Annotated in this window: 15 protein-coding genes and 1 tRNA gene; 11 read left to right on the top strand and 5 right to left on the bottom strand. The window is 56.4% G+C overall.

Translation table 11 applies throughout. From position 1 onward, the window contains the following. Positions 1-80: 80 nt before the first annotated feature. From LC354_RS06100 to LC354_RS06060, 9 genes are all read left to right on the top strand, one after another. Entirely contained in the window at positions 81-1,304 is a 1,224-nt protein-coding gene (locus tag LC354_RS06100) for an aminotransferase class V-fold PLP-dependent enzyme (protein ID WP_223422047.1), read from the top strand. A gap of 77 nt (positions 1,305-1,381) precedes the next feature. Then, a complete protein-coding gene (locus LC354_RS06095; protein WP_223422045.1) occupies positions 1,382-2,800 on the top strand; it encodes a cryptochrome/photolyase family protein in 1,419 nt (472 codons plus the stop codon). 74 nt (positions 2,801-2,874) lie between these two features. Beyond that, positions 2,875-4,083 carry an SAM-dependent methyltransferase gene (locus LC354_RS06090; protein WP_223422043.1) on the top strand — a complete coding sequence of 403 codons (1,209 nt, stop codon included), beginning with the start codon at positions 2,875-2,877 and terminating at the stop codon, positions 4,081-4,083. 28 nt (positions 4,084-4,111) lie between these two features. After that, the gene (locus tag LC354_RS06085; protein WP_223422041.1) at positions 4,112-4,552 is read left to right on the top strand and encodes a TrgA family protein; all 441 of its coding nucleotides are present in this window, start codon (positions 4,112-4,114) and stop codon (positions 4,550-4,552) included. Between the two features lie 4 nt (positions 4,553-4,556). Further along, positions 4,557-5,666 carry an NUDIX domain-containing protein gene (locus tag LC354_RS06080; RefSeq protein WP_223422040.1) on the top strand — a complete coding sequence of 370 codons (1,110 nt, stop codon included), beginning with the start codon at positions 4,557-4,559 and terminating at the stop codon, positions 5,664-5,666. A gap of 69 nt (positions 5,667-5,735) precedes the next feature. Next, on the top strand, positions 5,736-6,770 hold the full coding sequence (locus LC354_RS06075) for a cysteine synthase A (RefSeq protein WP_223422038.1): 1,035 nt from the start codon (positions 5,736-5,738) through the stop codon (positions 6,768-6,770). Continuing rightward, positions 6,770-9,082 (top strand): DUF3772 domain-containing protein, encoded by a 2,313-nt coding sequence (locus LC354_RS06070; protein WP_223422036.1) that lies wholly within the window; start codon positions 6,770-6,772, stop codon positions 9,080-9,082. Before LC354_RS06075 ends, LC354_RS06070 begins: the two co-directional genes overlap by 1 nt. Further along, on the top strand, positions 9,079-9,798 hold the full coding sequence (locus LC354_RS06065; RefSeq protein ID WP_223422034.1) for an alanyl-tRNA editing protein: 720 nt from the start codon (positions 9,079-9,081) through the stop codon (positions 9,796-9,798). Before LC354_RS06070 ends, LC354_RS06065 begins: the two co-directional genes overlap by 4 nt. A 91-nt stretch (positions 9,799-9,889) precedes the next feature. Continuing rightward, positions 9,890-9,979 (top strand) — tRNA-Ser (locus tag LC354_RS06060). A gap of 945 nt (positions 9,980-10,924) precedes the next feature. Here LC354_RS06060 and LC354_RS06055 read toward each other — a convergent pair. Further along, complete coding sequence (locus LC354_RS06055; RefSeq protein ID WP_223422033.1) at positions 10,925-11,794, bottom strand: NAD(P)-dependent oxidoreductase; 870 nt, start codon at positions 11,792-11,794, stop codon at positions 10,925-10,927. A 248-nt stretch (positions 11,795-12,042) separates the two neighbouring features. On the opposite strand from LC354_RS06055, the gene LC354_RS06050 reads away from it, so the two are divergent. Then, positions 12,043-13,635, top strand: a complete 1,593-nt coding sequence (locus LC354_RS06050; RefSeq protein ID WP_223422031.1) for a GMC family oxidoreductase — start codon at positions 12,043-12,045, stop codon at positions 13,633-13,635. Between the two features lie 263 nt (positions 13,636-13,898). Here LC354_RS06050 and LC354_RS06045 read toward each other — a convergent pair whose 3' ends face one another. Further along, positions 13,899-14,348 (bottom strand): MaoC family dehydratase, encoded by a 450-nt coding sequence (locus LC354_RS06045; RefSeq protein ID WP_223422029.1) that lies wholly within the window; start codon positions 14,346-14,348, stop codon positions 13,899-13,901. 168 nt (positions 14,349-14,516) lie between these two features. On the opposite strand from LC354_RS06045, the gene LC354_RS06040 reads away from it, so the two are divergent. Further along, positions 14,517-14,900 (top strand): RidA family protein, encoded by a 384-nt coding sequence (locus tag LC354_RS06040; protein WP_223422028.1) that lies wholly within the window; start codon positions 14,517-14,519, stop codon positions 14,898-14,900. Between the two features lie 72 nt (positions 14,901-14,972). Here the strand turns inward: LC354_RS06040 and LC354_RS06035 are convergent, their stop codons facing one another. The 3 genes from LC354_RS06035 to LC354_RS06025 form a co-directional block, all read right to left on the bottom strand. Then, on the bottom strand, positions 14,973-15,602 hold the full coding sequence (locus LC354_RS06035; protein WP_223422026.1) for an MSMEG_1061 family FMN-dependent PPOX-type flavoprotein: 630 nt from the start codon (positions 15,600-15,602) through the stop codon (positions 14,973-14,975). 190 nt (positions 15,603-15,792) lie between these two features. Next, complete coding sequence (locus tag LC354_RS06030) at positions 15,793-16,284, bottom strand: GFA family protein (protein WP_223422152.1); 492 nt, start codon at positions 16,282-16,284, stop codon at positions 15,793-15,795. A 285-nt stretch (positions 16,285-16,569) separates the two neighbouring features. Continuing rightward, positions 16,570-17,178: an exopolysaccharide biosynthesis protein gene (locus tag LC354_RS06025; RefSeq protein ID WP_223422024.1), complete on the bottom strand. Its 609-nt coding sequence runs from the start codon at positions 17,176-17,178 to the stop codon at positions 16,570-16,572. Positions 17,179-17,836: the final 658 nt, after the last annotated feature.

The following is a 17,836-nucleotide window of genomic DNA, read 5'->3' as shown; positions in this document are numbered from 1 at the left end:
CTGAATGGCTTCCGGGCCCCGGTGCTTGTGCACCGGGGCCTTTTTCGTATCCTAAGCGCAAAGATGAAAGGCCCGTCCCCATGAAACTCGACCTTGAATTCGTGCGCGCACAGTTTCCCGCCTTTGCCGAGCCGTCCCTGAAAGGCCAGGCGTTCTTTGAGAACGCCGGTGGCAGCTATGCCTGCCAACACGTCATCGACAGGCTGATGCGGTTTTATACGCAACGCAAGGTACAGCCTTATTCGGATTACCCCGCCAGTCGTCTGGGCGGCGCGGAAATGGACGAGGCGCGGACCCGAATGGCCGCCATTCTGGGTGTGCAAAATGACGAGCTCAGCTTTGGCCCGTCGACCACGCAAAACACCTACGTTCTGGCGCAAGCCTTTGGGCAGATGATGCAGCCCGGCGAGGCCATCATCGTCACCAATCAGGACCACGAGGCAAATTCTGGCCCTTGGCGGCGGTTGGCGGACAGGGGCATCGAAGTGCGCGAATGGATGGTTGATCCGGGCACAGGCCATCTGGACCCCACCGCACTCGAAGACCTGCTGGACGAAAACGTACGTCTGGTCTGTTTTCCACACTGCTCGAACGTGGTGGGCGAAATCAATCCGGTGACCGAGATCACGGCGCTGGCCCATACGGCGGGCGCATTTGTGTGTGTCGATGGTGTCAGCTATGCGCCGCACGGCTTTCCGGATGTGGGCACGCTGGGCCCAGACATCTACCTGTTCTCGGCCTACAAGACCTATGGTCCGCATCAGGGGCTGATGATTGTCCGGCGTGCCCTGGCCGAATTGCTTCCCAATCAAGGGCACTTTTTCAATGCCGAGAGCCTGTATAAACGTTTTACCCCGGCCGGGCCGGATCACGCACAAGTCGCCGCTTGTGCCGGAATGGCGGATTATGTCGATGCGCTTTATGACTATCACATCGGAGGAGACGCGGACCCGATCAATCGCGGTGTGGCCGTGCATGATCTGATGCGCAACCGCGAGACCGTCGCCTTGACCCGTGTGCTGGAAGCCGTCAAAGACCGCAACGATCTGCGTGTTCTTGGCCCGACGGAAGCGGCCTTGCGCGCGCCCACACTCGCTCTGGATCTGGGCCGTGATCCTTTACCGGTGGCTGCGGCGCTGGCCGATCATGGGATCATGACAGGGGGCGGGGACTTCTATGCGCAGCGCGCCTTGCAGGGCATGGGCGTTAACCCGGAACGCGGCGTTTTGCGCCTTAGTTTCACCCATTACACCAGCGATGACGATGTCACACAGCTGCTCGATGCGCTCGATGCGGTGCTGTGACCTAAGGTCAGGCAGTTTGCTTTGATCCGCATGGGTCCGTTTTCCGTATACCTTATCAAAACATAAAAAGGCCGGACGTGAGCAGCACTCCAATCATTCTATGGTATCGCCGAGATTTCCGGCTGAGCGACCATGCGGCTCTGACCGTGGCCTGTGCGACGGGTCGTCCCGTTGTTCCTGTCGTCATCCGCGACGACAGCGTCGAGACGCTCGGGGCAGCGCCGAAATGGCGCTGGGGACTGGGGGCGGAACATCTTGCGCAAACCCTGGAACGCCATGACAGCCGCCTCACGTTTCGGTCCGGTGACGCACTGAAGGTCCTTGAGGCCCTGATCAGCGAAACTGGCGCAGGTGCCGTTTATTGGTCAAGGGCCTATGACCCGCAAGCCGTGTCACGCGATACGGATGTGAAGGCCACCCTCAAGGCTGCGGGCATCGAGGCGCGCAGCTTTGGCGGCCACTTGATGTTCGAGCCCTGGACGGTCGAAACAAAGACCGGCGGATATTACAAAGTTTACACCCCGTTCTGGAACATGGTGAAGGGCAGGGAGGTCGACGCGCCCTTGCCCGTACCCGCAGCCTTGCCTGCGCCGGAGACATGGCCGCACAGTGAGGATATTGCCGATTGGCGTCTGGGCGCGGCGATGAACCGGGGTGCCGCGATCGTGCGCCCCTTTGTCCGGCTGGGCGAGGATGCGGCACAGTCACGACTGGCAGATTTCATCGACACCAAGGTAGCATCTTATGTCGAGGGGCGCGATATTCCTGCACAGGATCGCACGTCGAACTTGTCAGAAAATCTCGCCTTGGGCGAAATCAGCCCGCATCAATGCTGGCACGCGGGGATGCGCGCGCGCGCCGAAGGCAAACCGGGGGCCGAAACATTCCTCAAGGAGCTCGTCTGGCGCGAATTTGCCTATCACCTGATGCACCACACGCCGCGCATTCTGGATCAGAACTGGAAAGAGGACTGGGACGCGTTTCCCTGGAACACGGACGACACCACGCCCGAAGTGAGGGCGTGGAAGATGGGGCGCACCGGCATCCAGTTTGTCGATGCCGCCATGCGCGAGTTGTATGTGACTGGCCGCATGCACAACCGCGGGCGCATGATCGTCGCCAGTTACCTGACCAAACATCTGCTGAGCCATTGGAAGATCGGGCAGGCATGGTTCGAGGAGTGTCTGATCGACTGGGACCCGGCCAGCAACGCCATGGGCTGGCAGTGGTCGGCGGGTTCCGGTCCGGACGCGACGCCCTATTTCCGGGTCTTCAACCCGGTGACCCAACTGGACAAATTCGATAAAAATCGCGACTATGCCAGCCGTTGGATCGCCGAAGGGCGACGCAACAAGCATCAAGACGCGCTCAAGTTCTTTGACGCGATCCCCCGGCATTTGGCCCTGTCGCCCGATGATCCGTACCCGGACCCTGTCGTGGCCGCTGACATAGGTCGCAAACGGGCGCTAAGTGCCTATGAAAACCGAGAGTTTTGAATTCAACACGCTGGCCCCGTTGCACCCGTGCATGTGTCAGGCTAGCGTAATAAAGTGTGAAACGGGGAACACATATGATCCTGACGACAACTGACGGCCAGAAAAACCTGCCGCGCTACATGGCGCGCGTCTTTCAAATGGCGCAACGCATGAACACCGGCCGGTTGGACTTTGTCCTGCCGGATGGGCGCCATTTTCGCGCCGAAGGGCCGAAGCCAGGCGTCGTCGCCGAGGTTCATATTCACAACGACGATCTGTTTGCCCGTCTGATCCGCGAAGGCGATCTGGGTTTCTGCGACGCCTATCTTGATGAATGGTGGACCACGCCCGATCTGCAAGCGTTCATGGATTGGGCCCACGCCGACAATGACAGCCTCTATGACGGGTTTCCGGGCATGGGCCTGCTGCGCGAGTTCGAGAAATTCCGGTTCTGGCTGCAGCGCAATCACCGCGGTCAGGCGCGCAAGAACATCAGCTACCATTACGATCTGGGCAACGAATTCTATGGCCTGTGGCTGGACGATACGATGACCTATTCCAGCGCCCTGTTCGAAACAGGGCAGGAAAGCCACGAGGCGGCCCAGATTGCGAAATATGCCAGCATGGTGGACCAGATGGGCGCGCAGCCGGGCGATCATATCCTTGAGATCGGCTGTGGCTGGGGTGGCTTTGCCGAATATGCCGCCAAGGAACGCGGGCTGAAAGTGACGGGGCTGACCATCAGCGAAGAACAGTTTAAATACGCCCGGGACCGCATTGAAAATGCGGGACTTTCCGACATGGTGGACTTCAAGCTTCAAGACTACCGAGATGAGCGCGGCGTTTACGATGGCATCGCCAGCATCGAGATGTTCGAGGCGGTCGGCCAAAAATATTGGCCCGTCTACTTCGAAACCGTGCGTGAACGGTTGAAGCCGGGCAAATCGGCGACGCTCCAGATCATCACGGTCGCGGACCGACGTTGGTCGGTTTATGAACGCGGCGTCGATTTTATTCAGAAATACATCTTTCCCGGTGGCATGTTGCCGTGCCCATCCGTTTTGCGTGCACAAGTTGTCAAGGCCGGTCTGGCCGTGGAAAAATCCATCGAATTTGGTCAAAGTTATAATATTTCGCTGCGCCGCTGGCATGAAACGTTCAATGAAAAATGGGATCAGATCGCCGAGTTGGGCTTTGACGACCGGTTTCGACGCATGTGGAATTTTTACCTGACCTCTTGCGCGGCAACCTTCGAAAGTGCCAACTGCGACGTAACGCAGATCACGATCAAACGCCCCGGGTAGCGCCGGACTGACCAAAAGGACCACGACGATGCCCAACGCCGCCAAACTTGTCGGGGCAGTGGCGATGGCCGTGTTGGCATTCATCGTGTCCGAAATGGTCATGGGCCTTTTCGAGGAAGAAAAGAACTTTGGCTGGTTCACTCAGGTGAACGTGGGTCTTGGGGTCTTGGTGGGCTGGATGGTGATTGGGTCGCGCGCCGGGCGCGGTATGGTGTCGGCGATCAATGTCGGTCTGACGGCGCCCATCGTTCTGGTGTTTTGGGGTCTGTTTGTCCAGTCCTGCAACGAGATGGTGCGGTTGGCCATGAAGAACCGATATGACGGTCCGTTTGAGGCCTTGATTGCAATATTTGAAATTGGCTCGGAATGGGCTCTGATGCTGGTGAATGTTCCGCTCTGGGCGACGCTGCTTTTGGGCGGAGTCGTGGCTGGTATGGCCGCTGAATTCGCATCACGTACTTGGCGGTAAACTTATGATAAATATGTTCTTTTATGGCACGCTGCGGCATCTGCCTTTGCTTGAGATCGTTCTCGGGCGCCCGGCTTCCTCGCTGGATATCGCGGATGTTTCGCTGCCCGGTCACGCCGTGATGGCTGTGGCTCAGGGGCCGTTTCCAATGATCGTGACGGCGCAGGATCAACAGGCGGATGGGATAATTGTGCGCGGGCTGTCAGAAGACGAAACAGCGCGATTGACCTATTATGAGGCAGGGTTTGACTATGATCTATTGCCGGTCACGCTGGCAGATGGTCAAACCGCCGAGGTATATTTTCCCTCCGCGGACGCTTGGACGCCTGATGGCCCATGGGATTTGCGGGCATGGGTGGCGAAATGGGGGGAAATGTCCTGTCTGGCCGCGACCGAGGTCATGAACGGTTTTGGAACGATTGCGCCCGCGCAGGTGGCACAGTGGTTTGAGCGGATCCGGGCCCGCGCGCTTTCGGCGATCAACGCGCAATCCAGCAGGCACGGGGTGGGTACACTCAATGGCCGGGTCGAGATATTGGAACGCGCACGGCCCTATTCGAAGTTTTTCGCAATCGACGACATTCTGCTCCGCCATGAAACCTTTGCGGGTGGTATGACGGAACCCCTGCAAAGAGCGGTCTTCGTGTCGTCGGACGCGGCGATTGTGCTGCCTTACGATCCCGTGCGGGACCGCGTGCTGCTGGTCGAACAGATTAGGATGGGTCCGCTCGCCCGCAACGATCGCACCTTGTGGCACATGGAGCCCGTCGCGGGCCTGATCGACCCCGGCGAGACACCGGCCGAAGCCGCGCACCGCGAAGCGCACGAAGAAGCAAGTTTGCGTTTCGACCGATTGGAGGCGGCGGGCGAATGCTATGCCTCGCCCGGGGCATCCACCGACTTTTTCTATCTTTTCGTGGGTCTTTGCGACTTGCCCGATGACGTCACAGGCGTCGGCGGTGCCCCTGACGAGGGAGAGAATATTCGGTCGCACATCCTGCCCTTCGCCGACCTTCTGGCGCTGGCCGAAGCGCGAAAAACCGGGAATGCGCCCTTGACCTTGCTGACCTATTGGTTGGCACATCACCGAGCCCGTTTGCGCTCTGCAACCTAGGCAGCATTCGCTTGAGGTCGGCGCGACAGGCGGATACATCGGCTGTACGTTTGCAAAAGGAGTGCCCTCATGCGTTACGCATCCGACCTGTCGTCTGCCGTTGGAAACACGCCCCTGATCAAGCTGCGTCAGGCCAGCGAAGAGACGGGATGCACCATTCTGGGCAAGGCCGAATTCATGAACCCGGGCCAGTCGGTCAAGGACCGTGCGGCGCTCTCGATCATTCAGGATGCGGTGGCATCGGGCGCGTTGCGGCCCGGTGGGACGATCGTTGAGGGCACGGCGGGCAATACCGGCATTGGTCTGGCCTTGGTCGGCGCCTCCATGGGGTTCAAAACGGTGATCGTGATCCCCGAGACCCAGTCCCAGGAAAAGAAGGACATGTTGCGGCTTGCAGGTGCGGAACTGATCCAGGTCCCGGCGGCACCCTATCGCAACCCAAATAATTTTGTGCGGTATTCCGGACGTTTGGCCGCTGAACTTGATAAAACGGAAGCAAACGGGGCCATCTGGGCCAACCAGTTCGACAATGTCGCCAACCGGCGGGCCCATGTGGAAACCACCGGTCCGGAGATCTGGGACCAGACCGATGGCAGGGTCGATGGCTTTATCTGTGCCGTGGGCTCTGGCGGGACACTGGCAGGCGTGGCCGAAGTGCTGCAACCCAAGGGGGTCAAGATCGGTCTGGCCGATCCCGATGGCGCGGGTCTCTACAGCTATTACACCACAGGTGAGATCGCGATGGAGGGCGGGTCGATCGCGGAAGGTATCGGTCAGGTGCGCATCACTGCAAATCTTGAGGGGTTCAAGCCGGACTTTTGCTACAACATCCACGACAGCGAAGCGCTTCCGATTGTCTTTGACTTGCTGCAACACGAAGGACTGTGTCTTGGCGCGTCCTCCGGCGTCAATGTGGCCGGGGCCATCCGTCTCGCAAAGGAGCTTGGGCCGGGCCATACAATCGTGACAATCCTGTGCGATTTCGGCACGCGCTATCAGTCAAAACTGTTCAACCCAGATTTCCTGAAAGAAAAGGGATTGCCCGTTCCTGCCTGGTTGACCAAGGGGCCGTCCAGCATTCCTGGCGTTTTTGAGGACGTGTAATGCTGAAGGTTTGGGTCCAACGCGCGTTTGTCATCCTTGCTCTCATCGCCTTGGGAGGAGGCGCGTCTGCGCAATCTGACACTCCTGATTACACCGCATGGGAAAACATCGCCACGCTGTCGGAAGGCGCTGTCGAGGCCGGCGAGGCCGATGATCAGGCGCTGTTGGCACTGCGGGCGGATATCGCTGAGTGGCGCTTGGAATTTCAAAAGCAACAAAGCAGCAATGACAGTCGCCTGGACACGTTGCGCGATCAAATCCAGGCTCTCGGCGACCCGCCGGCAGACGGGGAAGTGGAGCCCGATGAGATTGCCGATAGGCGGGCCGAGCTGAATGCGCAGATGGAGCGGCTCACAACACCGCGTCGGACCGCCGAAGAAGCGTTCAGCAGAGCCAACGGAATCATCTCCGAGATCGATGATATTCTGCGTCTCAGACAGGCTGAACAACTCCTTAACATGGGTCCATGGCCGGTCAATCCGACCTATTGGCTTCCCGCCCTTGGCGCGCTGCAAGTCACGCTTTTGACTGTAGGGTCTGAAACCGTACTGGCTGCCAAAAGTCCAATCTCACGTGAGGCCCTCCAAGACAAACTACCCTTGATCTTTGTCCTTTTGCTGGTTGGCCTGACCTTGCTGACACGCTCGCGCAAATGGTCCGAGAAACTGGTGGTCCGCATTCAGAGCGGCACGTCACTGGCAAGGACATCCGTGACAGGGTTCATCGTGTCACTGGGCCAGATCATCTTGCCCATGCTTGGATTGCTTGCCTTGCTACGCGCCATCGGAGCGACCGGATTGTTTGGTGAACGGGGGGCCGTTCTCATCGAGACCCTGGAAATCATGGGTCTGGTGATGTTTTTCGCCCTCTGGTTGGCAAGTCGCATTTTCCCGAAATCCAGCAACATCTTTACGCCGCTTCAAATCGGCCCGGAACGACATGCGCAAGGCCGGATTTACTGCCTTGCGCTCGGTTTGGTGTTTGCTCTGCATGTGCTCTTGAATAACCTGTCAGACGCGGAGCGCTATGGTCCGGAAACAAATGCCGTTCTTAATTTCCCGCTCGTTGTTATTGCGGGTGGTCTGCTATTGTCTTTGGGCTGGTTGCTGAGTGGCAGAAACAAAGCTGATGACAATGATGCCACCGACGGTGCCTTTGCCGATCGGGCGATCAAGGTATTGAGCGGATTGGTCATGGTTGTAGGCTTTCTGGGGCCTCTTTTGGCGGCCTTGGGCTACGGCACTGCGTCCAGGTGGCTGATCTATCCGACAATCCTGTCTTTGGGTGTGATCGGAACGCTGACCTTGTTGCAACATCTGATCGGTGAAATCTATGCGATCATAAGGCCCGGGGACGGGGCCTCTGAAAGTCTGATCCCGACATTGCTGAAATTTACGCTGGCGTTCACCGCCTTGCCGATCCTGGCGTTGGTCTGGGGTGCCCGCGTGACGGATCTGACCGAAACGTGGGAGCAACTGCGAACGGGATTGAGCATCGGTGGCGTCACCATCTCGTTAAGCAGTTTTCTGATCCTGATTGCCGTTTTCGTCTTCGGATATATGCTGACACGCGCTGTTCAGGCCGCCCTGAAAACCGGCCTTTTGCCCAAGACCGGCATAGATCCGGGCGGTCAGGTCGCGATCGTATCAGGGCTCGGCTATGTCGGGATATTCTTGGCTGCGATCGTATCCATCACCGCAGCGGGTATTGATCTATCCAACCTTGCCATCGTGGCGGGGGCCTTGTCGGTCGGGATCGGTTTCGGTCTGCAAACCATCGTGTCGAACTTCGTGTCCGGCATCATTCTGTTGATTGAACGCCCCATTGCCGAAGGCGACTGGATCGAGGTCGGCGGTCAACAGGGCTATGTCAAATCCATCTCGGTACGGTCCACCCGGATCGAAACCTTTGACCGGACCGATGTCATCGTTCCAAACGCAGACCTGATCAGCGGCACGGTCACCAACTACACGCGCGGCAACACGATTGGGCGCGTGATTGTGCCTGTGGGCGTCGCCTACGGAACCGATACGCACCGCGTCGAAAAAATTCTGCAAGAGATCGCTGACGCCCATCCCATGGCGCTGGCCAATCCCCCCCCGTTTATCAACTTTGCCGGATTTGGCGCGGATTCACTCGATTTCGAGATCCGGGTGATCTTGCGGGACGTCAATTGGATGCTGCGAGTCAAGAATGATATGAACCACCAGATTGCCGCGCGATTTCTGGAAGAAGGCATCGAGATACCCTTCGCCCAGCGGGATCTCTGGATCCGTAATCCCGAAGCGTTACGGGGGGAAGATCCTGCATGACCAACATGCTGTTTCGCGAAGACGCCTATATGCGGGACGCGATTGCGGACGTCGTGGAACACACCGCCGAGGGGGGCATCGTTCTCGACAGTTCGATCTTTTACCCAACGGGCGGAGGCCAGCCCGGCGACAGCGGCGTGATTGCCTGGGCGGGCAGCGAAATGACCATCGCCACGACGTTGAAAGGCGAGGGTGATCAGATCGTTCTCGTGCCCGCGGAACCAAGCAACCTGCCGCCTGTCGGAACGACGGTGGATACGTCGCTGGATTGGGATCGGCGCTTCGGCCACATGCGGATGCACAGTGCGCTGCACCTTTTGTCGGTGGTGATGCCATATGGGGTCACGGGAGGCTCCATCGGGGCAGGGCGGGGACGGCTTGATTTCGACATGGAAGACGCCCCGACCGAGGGAGACATGATCGAGGAAGCCTTGAATGCGCTCGTTTCCGCCGACATGCGCATCAGCGAGAGCTGGATTACGGACGCCGAACTCGCCGCGACACCGAGCTTGGTCAAGACGCTGTCCGTTCAACCACCGCGTGGACAAGACCGCATTCGCCTGGTGCGCATCGGTGAAGGAGACGCAACGATCGACCTGCAACCTTGCGGCGGCACGCATGTGGCGCGCACCGGTGAAATAGGCGCGTTGAAACTCGGAAAGATTGAAAAGAAAGGCCGGAAGAACCGGCGCGTATACCTTCATTTCGACATCTGAACCCTTACGCCACGAATTGTTTTCCGCTTTGAGCAAATGTTTCTGATCTACCTGCTTGCCTTTTGCTCGCGAGATTCATAGAGACGTCAGCGGAGCGGTGGCCGAGTGGTCGAAGGCGCACGCCTGGAAAGTGTGTAGGCGGGGAACCGTCTCGAGGGTTCGAATCCCTTCCGCTCCGCCAGAAACCATTCGCGAACCCAATACGAGGCCCCCAACGGGGCCTTTTTTCTTTTGGTTTCAAAGGGGTTTAGCGGCGGCGACCGCCCTTCGGAGACTGGTGAAATGCCCAAAATCAGTCTCTGAACGCCATTTGTCTCTAACCGAGCGCCCTAGTGCTTCAGAAGGGCGCTTTCAAAAAGTATTGAATTTTCAGTGTGTTGGTGTTCTCGGTCGAGCGCCCTTTTCGAAAGTGCAACCGACAGCACAATCCGATGCGAATATAAGGGACGGGTCTTACGTCGGTCGGTTTGGGCGGATTGCGGACTTTCGCTGCAAGTGCGAAATCGAAAGGGCGGCTCGAAGAAAGCGGACGCTCAGGGCATCGACCAGTTTTTTCTGTCGTGCAAACGCAGCGAAGGTCGGCAGTGAGCCCAATGTGACCCGTTTGATAACTTGCAGCGAAAGGCGGCTTTAAAATATCGCTGTGGTCTTTTGAAGATAGCGCGGGGCCAACCGGGTCGCGTCACATGCACTGTTTGGGTTCAACTATCGCCGCTAACGTTACCGCCGAACACGATACTCAAGATCCGAGCAAGCCAACTAAACGTGCAAACCAAAGCAAGAATGATCAACGTCGTAAGATCAACAATGTCTGACGTGTAGGCCATCACCAAAAAAAGCTCTGCAAGGACGTACCAAAGGATGGACATCTTGATCCGCTTCATTTTCATGTTTGTGCCTGTCATTTTCTATTTCAGATGTCCGGCTGATGTTGCGCTTTACGACCTCGGAGAAATCGAAGCAACCGTCTATCCTTTGTCGGCCAACTATAGCGTAGGACTCACATAGCTGCCATTCACCTTGTCGCTCCTAACGGCAGCTCGGTCCGCACTGCTGCCGCTCGTATCCTGACTCGGCGTTGATTTTGTGTGCAAGCGCAGCGAAGGTCGGCAGTGAGCCCAAACTGTCAAGCGACAGTTCCTTCATCGCCTTTCAGAACTTTGAACAAAGCCATAACATGTTCTTCGCCGTAGCCTGCTTTGATTGCCTTCTCGAAAAGGCCTCCAACGTGGTTTGGAAACTCGGCATCTATGCCAGCGTCAATAGCTTGCTGCTTCAACAGTTCGAGCGATGCCTGCCAAACGGATAACGTGGCCGTTCTTTGATCGTAAGTGCCATCTCGTATCGTTCCGACATGATGCTGAATGCGTGCATCATCAGGAAACATCGCAATGAATTTTTGAAGCTCAATCCCCTCCGATCGGCAAACGTTTGAAGCGTGCAGCATTCCCATGAACTCACCGAAACGGGTCGACAACCATGCCAGGTCAAGTGTGGACGCGGCGGCGATGTCGTCTCCGAGATAGTTGATCTGCCCGCCCAGATGACCAATGAGGCCTTCAACCGGCTTGTAGGTAGAAGGAGGCCCGGAAATCAGTATATTACCGTCTTTCGTTCCCAAATCTTGAGGGCCACAGTGAATAGCTCCGTACAGAAAGTCAGCGTGTCTTCCAACCAGCCAGCTTAGGTCTTCTCTTACCTGTTTTGGCAGGCATGTGCTGAGTTGAATAATTGTCCGACCATCGAGCAGCGGCTCAACCTGACTTTGTCCAAAAAGGGTAAGAACCGAATTGGGGTCGTCTACACAGATGATTGAAACCGGGCTTGCAACGATCGCGTCTGAAATCGATTGAGCGACGGCGACATTCTCGGCCGCCAACGCCTCTGCTTTTTTGATTGTGCGGTTCCAAACGGTTAGAGGAATGCCTTCTTTTTGGTAGGCTTTGGCAATCGCCAATCCCATCAACCCAAGCCCAAAGATTGTAACTTCGCTCATTTCGTAGTCTCCATAGCAAATGCAAGACGAATACACTGACACTATGCGCAAACAGCAAGATGACCAAGGTCGGCTGTGTCCGCACTACGACCGTTCGTCTTCCGGCTCGGCGTTGATTTCGTGTGCAACCGCAGCGAAGGTCGGCAGTGAGCTTAGAACAGACATTGCGTCCAGAACCAGAGGCTCGTCGATTGAATGAAAAGTGACTTTCAGCTACCCTCCAGTTGTAAACCTTCAGGAGGTTTGGCATGTCCAACATATTTGATGTGATCGTGGTCGGCGCAGGAAGTGCTGGCTGCGTGCTCGCTTCGCGTCTGACTGAGGACAAGAACCGCCGTGTTTTACTTCTAGAAGCAGGAGGCCCCAGTGAAGACCCGCGCATCAACACTCCGGCCAAATTTGGCGCACTAACCAACACACGATTTGACTGGGCTTTTCGCACGGCCCCTCAAGGTGCGCTCTCGGGGCGACAGATGGCTTACCCGCGCGGACGTTGCATTGGTGGCACAGGCTCGATCAATTACATGATCTACTTGCGAGGGCACCCAACAGATTACAACATGTGGCAACAAATGGGCGCGAGCGGTTGGGGTTGGGAAGAAGTCTTGCCTTACTTCAAAAAAGCGGAGAATTGGCAGGTCGAAGGAGAGTCTTCGATCCACGGATATAGCGGACCGCTGACAGTAACTAAGCCCGGCGAGCGGTCGCCCCTGACAGAAGTATTCATCGAAGCCTGCCAGCAGGCGGAGGTGCCGTTCAATCCTGATTTAAATGGCACAGACATAGACGGCTGCGGTTACTTTCCCGCGACGTTGCAGGACAGCCGAAGAGGTAGCACTGCCCAAACATATCTTGCTGCGGCGATGGAGCGATCCAACCTAACTGTCGTGACCGGTGCAACGGTTTTGTCGCTGCAATTGCAGGGCACCCGAGTGGAAGGTGTGAACTATCTTGCTGGCGGGCAAACGCAACATGCCACAGCGCAAGAAACTGTATTGTGTGCGGGAGCCATCGGCTCACCGCAGATTCTGCAACTTTCCGGAATTGGACCGGCAAATCTGTTAAATGAGGTGGGCGTTTTAGTGAAACACGACATGCCTGGCGTGGGTGAGAATTTGCAGGACCACTTTCACTATCGAGCTCGCTGGGAGATCGACCAACCCCTAACTTTCTACGGCCGAACTGCGGAGCAAACAGCAGAAGTTGAACGCCAATACATAGAAGAACGCCGCGGACCTTTGACCACTAACCACTTTGAATCCGGTGCTTTTCTTAGATCAGGACCTCATGTCGAAGTGCCCGACATTGAATTGCTAATGATCCCATTCTTCATCAGCATGGGTGCGCCAGAGTATCGCCCACCGGACCGGCACGGATTTACGATATCAGGCTTTCCCACCCGCCCATGGAGCCGTGGGCGGGTGACAATTACTTCAGCTGACCCTCTGGATAGACCTGTCATTGATCCCGGCTATCTCAGCGATCCGGCAGATATTGACCTGATGCGTGCGATTATTCGCGAAGCGCGCAAGATCGTGTCGCAGGACGCCTTCGCAAAACTGAATCCGGTGGAGATATCTCCTGGCCCCGACTGTCAAAGCGATGCTGAAATTTTAGATGCTATTCGCGAAATCTCGTCTACGTCATTTCATCCGGTTGGCACTTGCAGGATGGGTCAGGGTGATGATTGTGTGGTTGCACCCGATCTGCGCGTGCACGGACTTCAAGGTCTGTCCATTGCTGATGCATCTGTGATGCCGCAAATGAACACGGGCCACCCTAACGCACCTGTCATCATGATTGCGGAGAAAGCTGCAGATTTGATTGCTCGGCGGGCCTGAGGCGCGGAATTTGGTTTTACTCCCGAAACAGTCGTCTCTGATGTGAGTTCAAATGGCGGTTTCGTCCGCTGTCGGTAGCGTCAAGCAAGGTGCATGGCCGTCGCTCGCCTCTTAGTTGTGAACAGAATTTCGGCCAAATACGACCGTTTGTGACACACGAGTTTTGCACTGACGCAACCAAAGCGGGTTGTCGTCAGATGTGCCGTATGGCGGCAGCAAGCCCGAAGCAGAAGCCGTATGGTGGCTCTGTAAGGCGCCCGCTGCTAGCCTGCCCTGCGTGCCACCACATGGTCCATGATTACACTGAGCACTTCGACATCGTCCTGGTTGTAGGTTAGGTAGCGGAACCGGATCACTCCACGATCGGGCTTCGATCGTGACGGGGTCATCTTTTCGACCGTGACCCGTGCATGGAGCGTGTCGCCAGGGTAGACCGGCGCAAGCCAACGCAACTCGTCCATGCCATGTCCACCCAGGTTCGTGCCGGTGAGCACGCCAGTATCCCGAAACAGACGGAAGGTGAAAGCCAGAGTTTGGAACCCGCTCGCGATGAGATCGCCAAAGATCGACTCTGTGGCGGCCATCTTGTCAATATGGAAGGGCTGCGGGTCGTATGTCAGCGCGAAGTCTACAATGGCGCTTTCGGTAAGGGTGATACCGCCTGTTTCGAAAGTGTCGCCGACCGACATGTCGTCGAAGTATTTGCCGTACATATTCCAAGACCTTTGGGATTCGGTGGATTATTCGTCAGTAAGCCTCCTTGCAGAGGTCTGCCTACAACATTCCCTCATTCGGGCCATCCTTGGAAGAACCCTCTTGTTGATCGGTCACAGGTGCAGGCACTAGGCTGATCGTATATCTACCTTGTGGAGGAACCTGCATTGGAAAAAAGCATCGTTGAACATCCAGATATGCCAGCACCCTACGGTGCCTATTCAACAGTGGTCAGGGCAGGCGACTTTTTGTTCGTTTCCGGTCAAGCGGGCATCGTTCCTCAAACGGGGCAAAAGGCTGGCGAAGATTTTGAAAGCCAGGCCAAGCAAGCTTTCGAGAACCTCAAGACCTGTCTGGCATGCTCGGGTACTTCGATGGGCGACGTTGTGAAAGTGATCACTTGGCTCGGCGATGCCAATGAGCGCGCAGCGCTAAACGACATGTTCGCCGAGTATTTCCCAAAAGATGCCCCCGCACGGTCGACCCCAATCGTCGACTTGCCAATGGGGCTTCTTCTTTCCATCGAAGCAACGGCAATCGCTCGCCCTTAGATTGAAAGACTGTTAGCGATCGAAACTCACTGTTTTTGACACGCAGGTTTTGGCAAACCTTTGATACCAAGATCAGTACAGTCGTGTTTCCCGATCTCGATCATGGTTGCCCTGCACTTGTTCGAGAGATTCTTCAGTATCGACGGTTGATTTGACCCACTGAGCCAAGCTGGGTGCGTCCTGTGCATGTTCCCATGTGTCAGGTGACCAGAGCTTCGAGCGAACCAACGACTTCGAGCAGTGCATGAAGACCTGTTCCACATCGACCACCAGAACGAGGTCAGGCAGCCGCCCGTTGATTTCGAAGCGTTCGCGCAGTGTTTCGTCAGCGGCAATGCGTCCGCGCCCGGCGATCCGTAGCGTTTCCTTGTGGCCGGGAACGAGGAACAACACCCCAACCCGGTCATCAATCAAGAGGTTTTCAAAGGTATCGACGCGATGATTTCCCAGCCGGTCAGGCACGAGGAGAGTCTTGTCATCGTACACATGCACAAAACCTGGCGCGTCACCTTTCGGGGAGACGTCGTGACGGTCTTCAACACCAGCAGAGGAAATGATCACGTAAGGCGACCGAGCAATGAACTCCCGCGCCACGTAGTTGACGCGGTCGAGGTCTTTCTTGCTTGCATTGCCCTTCCACTCCGGGACGATCTCTCGGAGCTTTTTCTGGCTCGTTACGGGATCGGACAGTTCAAGCGGCATCTAGCTCTCCTACGATCTTAAGACGAGTTTGCTGAATTACCGCGCAATTGTCACGCGGCGCGCTGATTTGGACAAAACTTATACGTTTCTGCCATCGGCCATAACAACAGTTTTTGACCGGGAAGGTTTGTTCTGGGTTTATTGGCATCCATGTGCCGCAACGCCGCTATACGATCCGACATGACGCATGTCACCAATTCTCAACGACGTAAGGCGTTGAGTGGACTGTCGGCTCAATTGGCGTACCGTCATTCTCGGTGGCATGACGGTCAAAGATTTTGAAACCCGGCGGCAAAATCGTCCCGGGACGCGCTTCTGACGCGAAGATATGTTTGCTGTTTTCTTTGGTTGGTTCAATCGACACCGGATCGTTCAGGGTGCCCACGTAGATTCCAATTCGGTTCGGCCAACGCTCGAAGGTCAATGCAAGCTTAGTGCCGCATTTTTCGCAGAAATGGACATTGATGTCTTTGCCGCTCCCGTCTGATGGTAAGGTGTAAACCGTGGGAGAGCCGCCTTTGAAGGCAAAGGAGTCCCGTTCGAAAATCGGCTCGATCATTCGATCCGATCCCGTGGCGCGCTGGCAAAACCGGCAGTAGCAGACCGTTACCCAAAGGGGATCTTTGCCCGTATCGTAGCTAACATTTCCGCAAAGACAGCGGCCTGTGTGCCCAGATGACAAATCCGTATCCCTTTCTGAAGCATTTCGCAAGAAGATAGCAGGTTTCCCGCACTCGGCCAAATCTTGGCTCCCTTGAAAGACGGTCTTTCGGAAAGGTTTGCGAGAGAAATCGGAATACAATGACAAAACTCATATGTTTGTGACACCGGCGAAAACGACCGTTTTTGACACTTAGGTTGCAGAAGCGCACACGCATAAGTTGTCAGCTGGCTGGTGCGTTGGTCGGCGGCTGCGAGCCCGTAGCAGTCGTAGGTTACGAATGCAGCATCACCCGCATCCTCTCAGCTAGCCTACAAGCGATACCAGTCGGTCACCAATAGCCAAGAAACTCAGTACGACGGCTGTTGAAATGACGATCCCAACACCCACTAGTAGCCCGTCGCCCTGCACAAGCCCCCATGACAGGCACACAAGCGCGATGGCGGGAAAAGCGTTCATCAGTGGGATGGGCAGTAGCAGAAACAACGACATCAGCACGCACACGATACCGATGAGCCTTTCATGACTTGCCAGTCTCGGTAGTCTGGGTCGGCTAATACGTTCGGCATAGCGAAGCGGCTTGACCATATAGCGGGACATCATCTCGATCATCCGCTCCGGTAGTACGAGAGCGCGAGCATTGGTCGGCAGATTGCCTCGTTCGCCGAATAGCGCTAAATGCGCTGAAACAGCAATCAGAGGCACGCCCAATATTGCCCCCATGCTGGGAATCGGCAGGGGGAGGGATTCAGGCAGCGCCATCAACAAGATCGCTGCCCCGTGCACCCGCACGCCCGCCTGTTCGATTGCGTCACCCAGCGTCACATTCTCGCCCGAGCGGCTTTGCCTGTCCAACTGGTGGATTAGCGCAACGAAGCCCGTTTTGCATACCTCGAATGGCGGTTCAGTTTCCAATTCTGCGATCTCATTCTACCCGACATTCCCCAAGTAGAATGCGTTCTCCCGGATATTGCGGCTGTATTGCGCTCCGATCAAGCCATCTGTGCAGGTCGTGCGGTTGTTGTATTGTCTGTCGGTGAACTGATCGGTTTTTTGGTCTCGGCGGCAGTTTTTTCGGGATTTTTGGACTGAAAAATCATGGAGCTCGAAGCGCGACACTAGTCCCTTGATTCAGGCAATTTGCGGGCAAAGCTGAGCAAGCTTTATTCTGGCGTCTTCGGAGGTAAAGTACCAGTTAGTAATGGGATGTACCGGCTGCTTCAGCCAACAGGTTAGGCTTGGCCTAAAGTCCGCAATCTGCCCTTCATCACTCGATGCCACACCTATAAACTTGAGATGATGCATGTGCAGCAAATGGCGGAAAAGTCTGCAGACCGACGTTTCAGCCGAAGAAATGCTGCGCTGTGCACGAACGGCAGGAATGACGGGCCGCACCGCAGCATTCAAGATCACTGTTGGACGTCGGCAATGGGCCGATAATGTTCTTCAGACACCACCTTGTTCGGCCTCATCAAAGACCACCGCCGCCTGATCCACCCACGGCAATGCGGCACTTTCGGTAAGCTGCATGACCGTCACGGCCGCGACTTCCCGCTTATAGACCAGCCGCCTC

Source organism: Tateyamaria pelophila (assembly GCF_019966495.1).
In the GTDB taxonomy this organism is placed as follows: Bacteria; Pseudomonadota; Alphaproteobacteria; order Rhodobacterales; family Rhodobacteraceae; genus Tateyamaria; species Tateyamaria pelophila.
The sequence above is the reverse complement of the archived record's forward strand: the minus strand, read 5'-3'. Positions and strand labels throughout refer to the sequence as shown.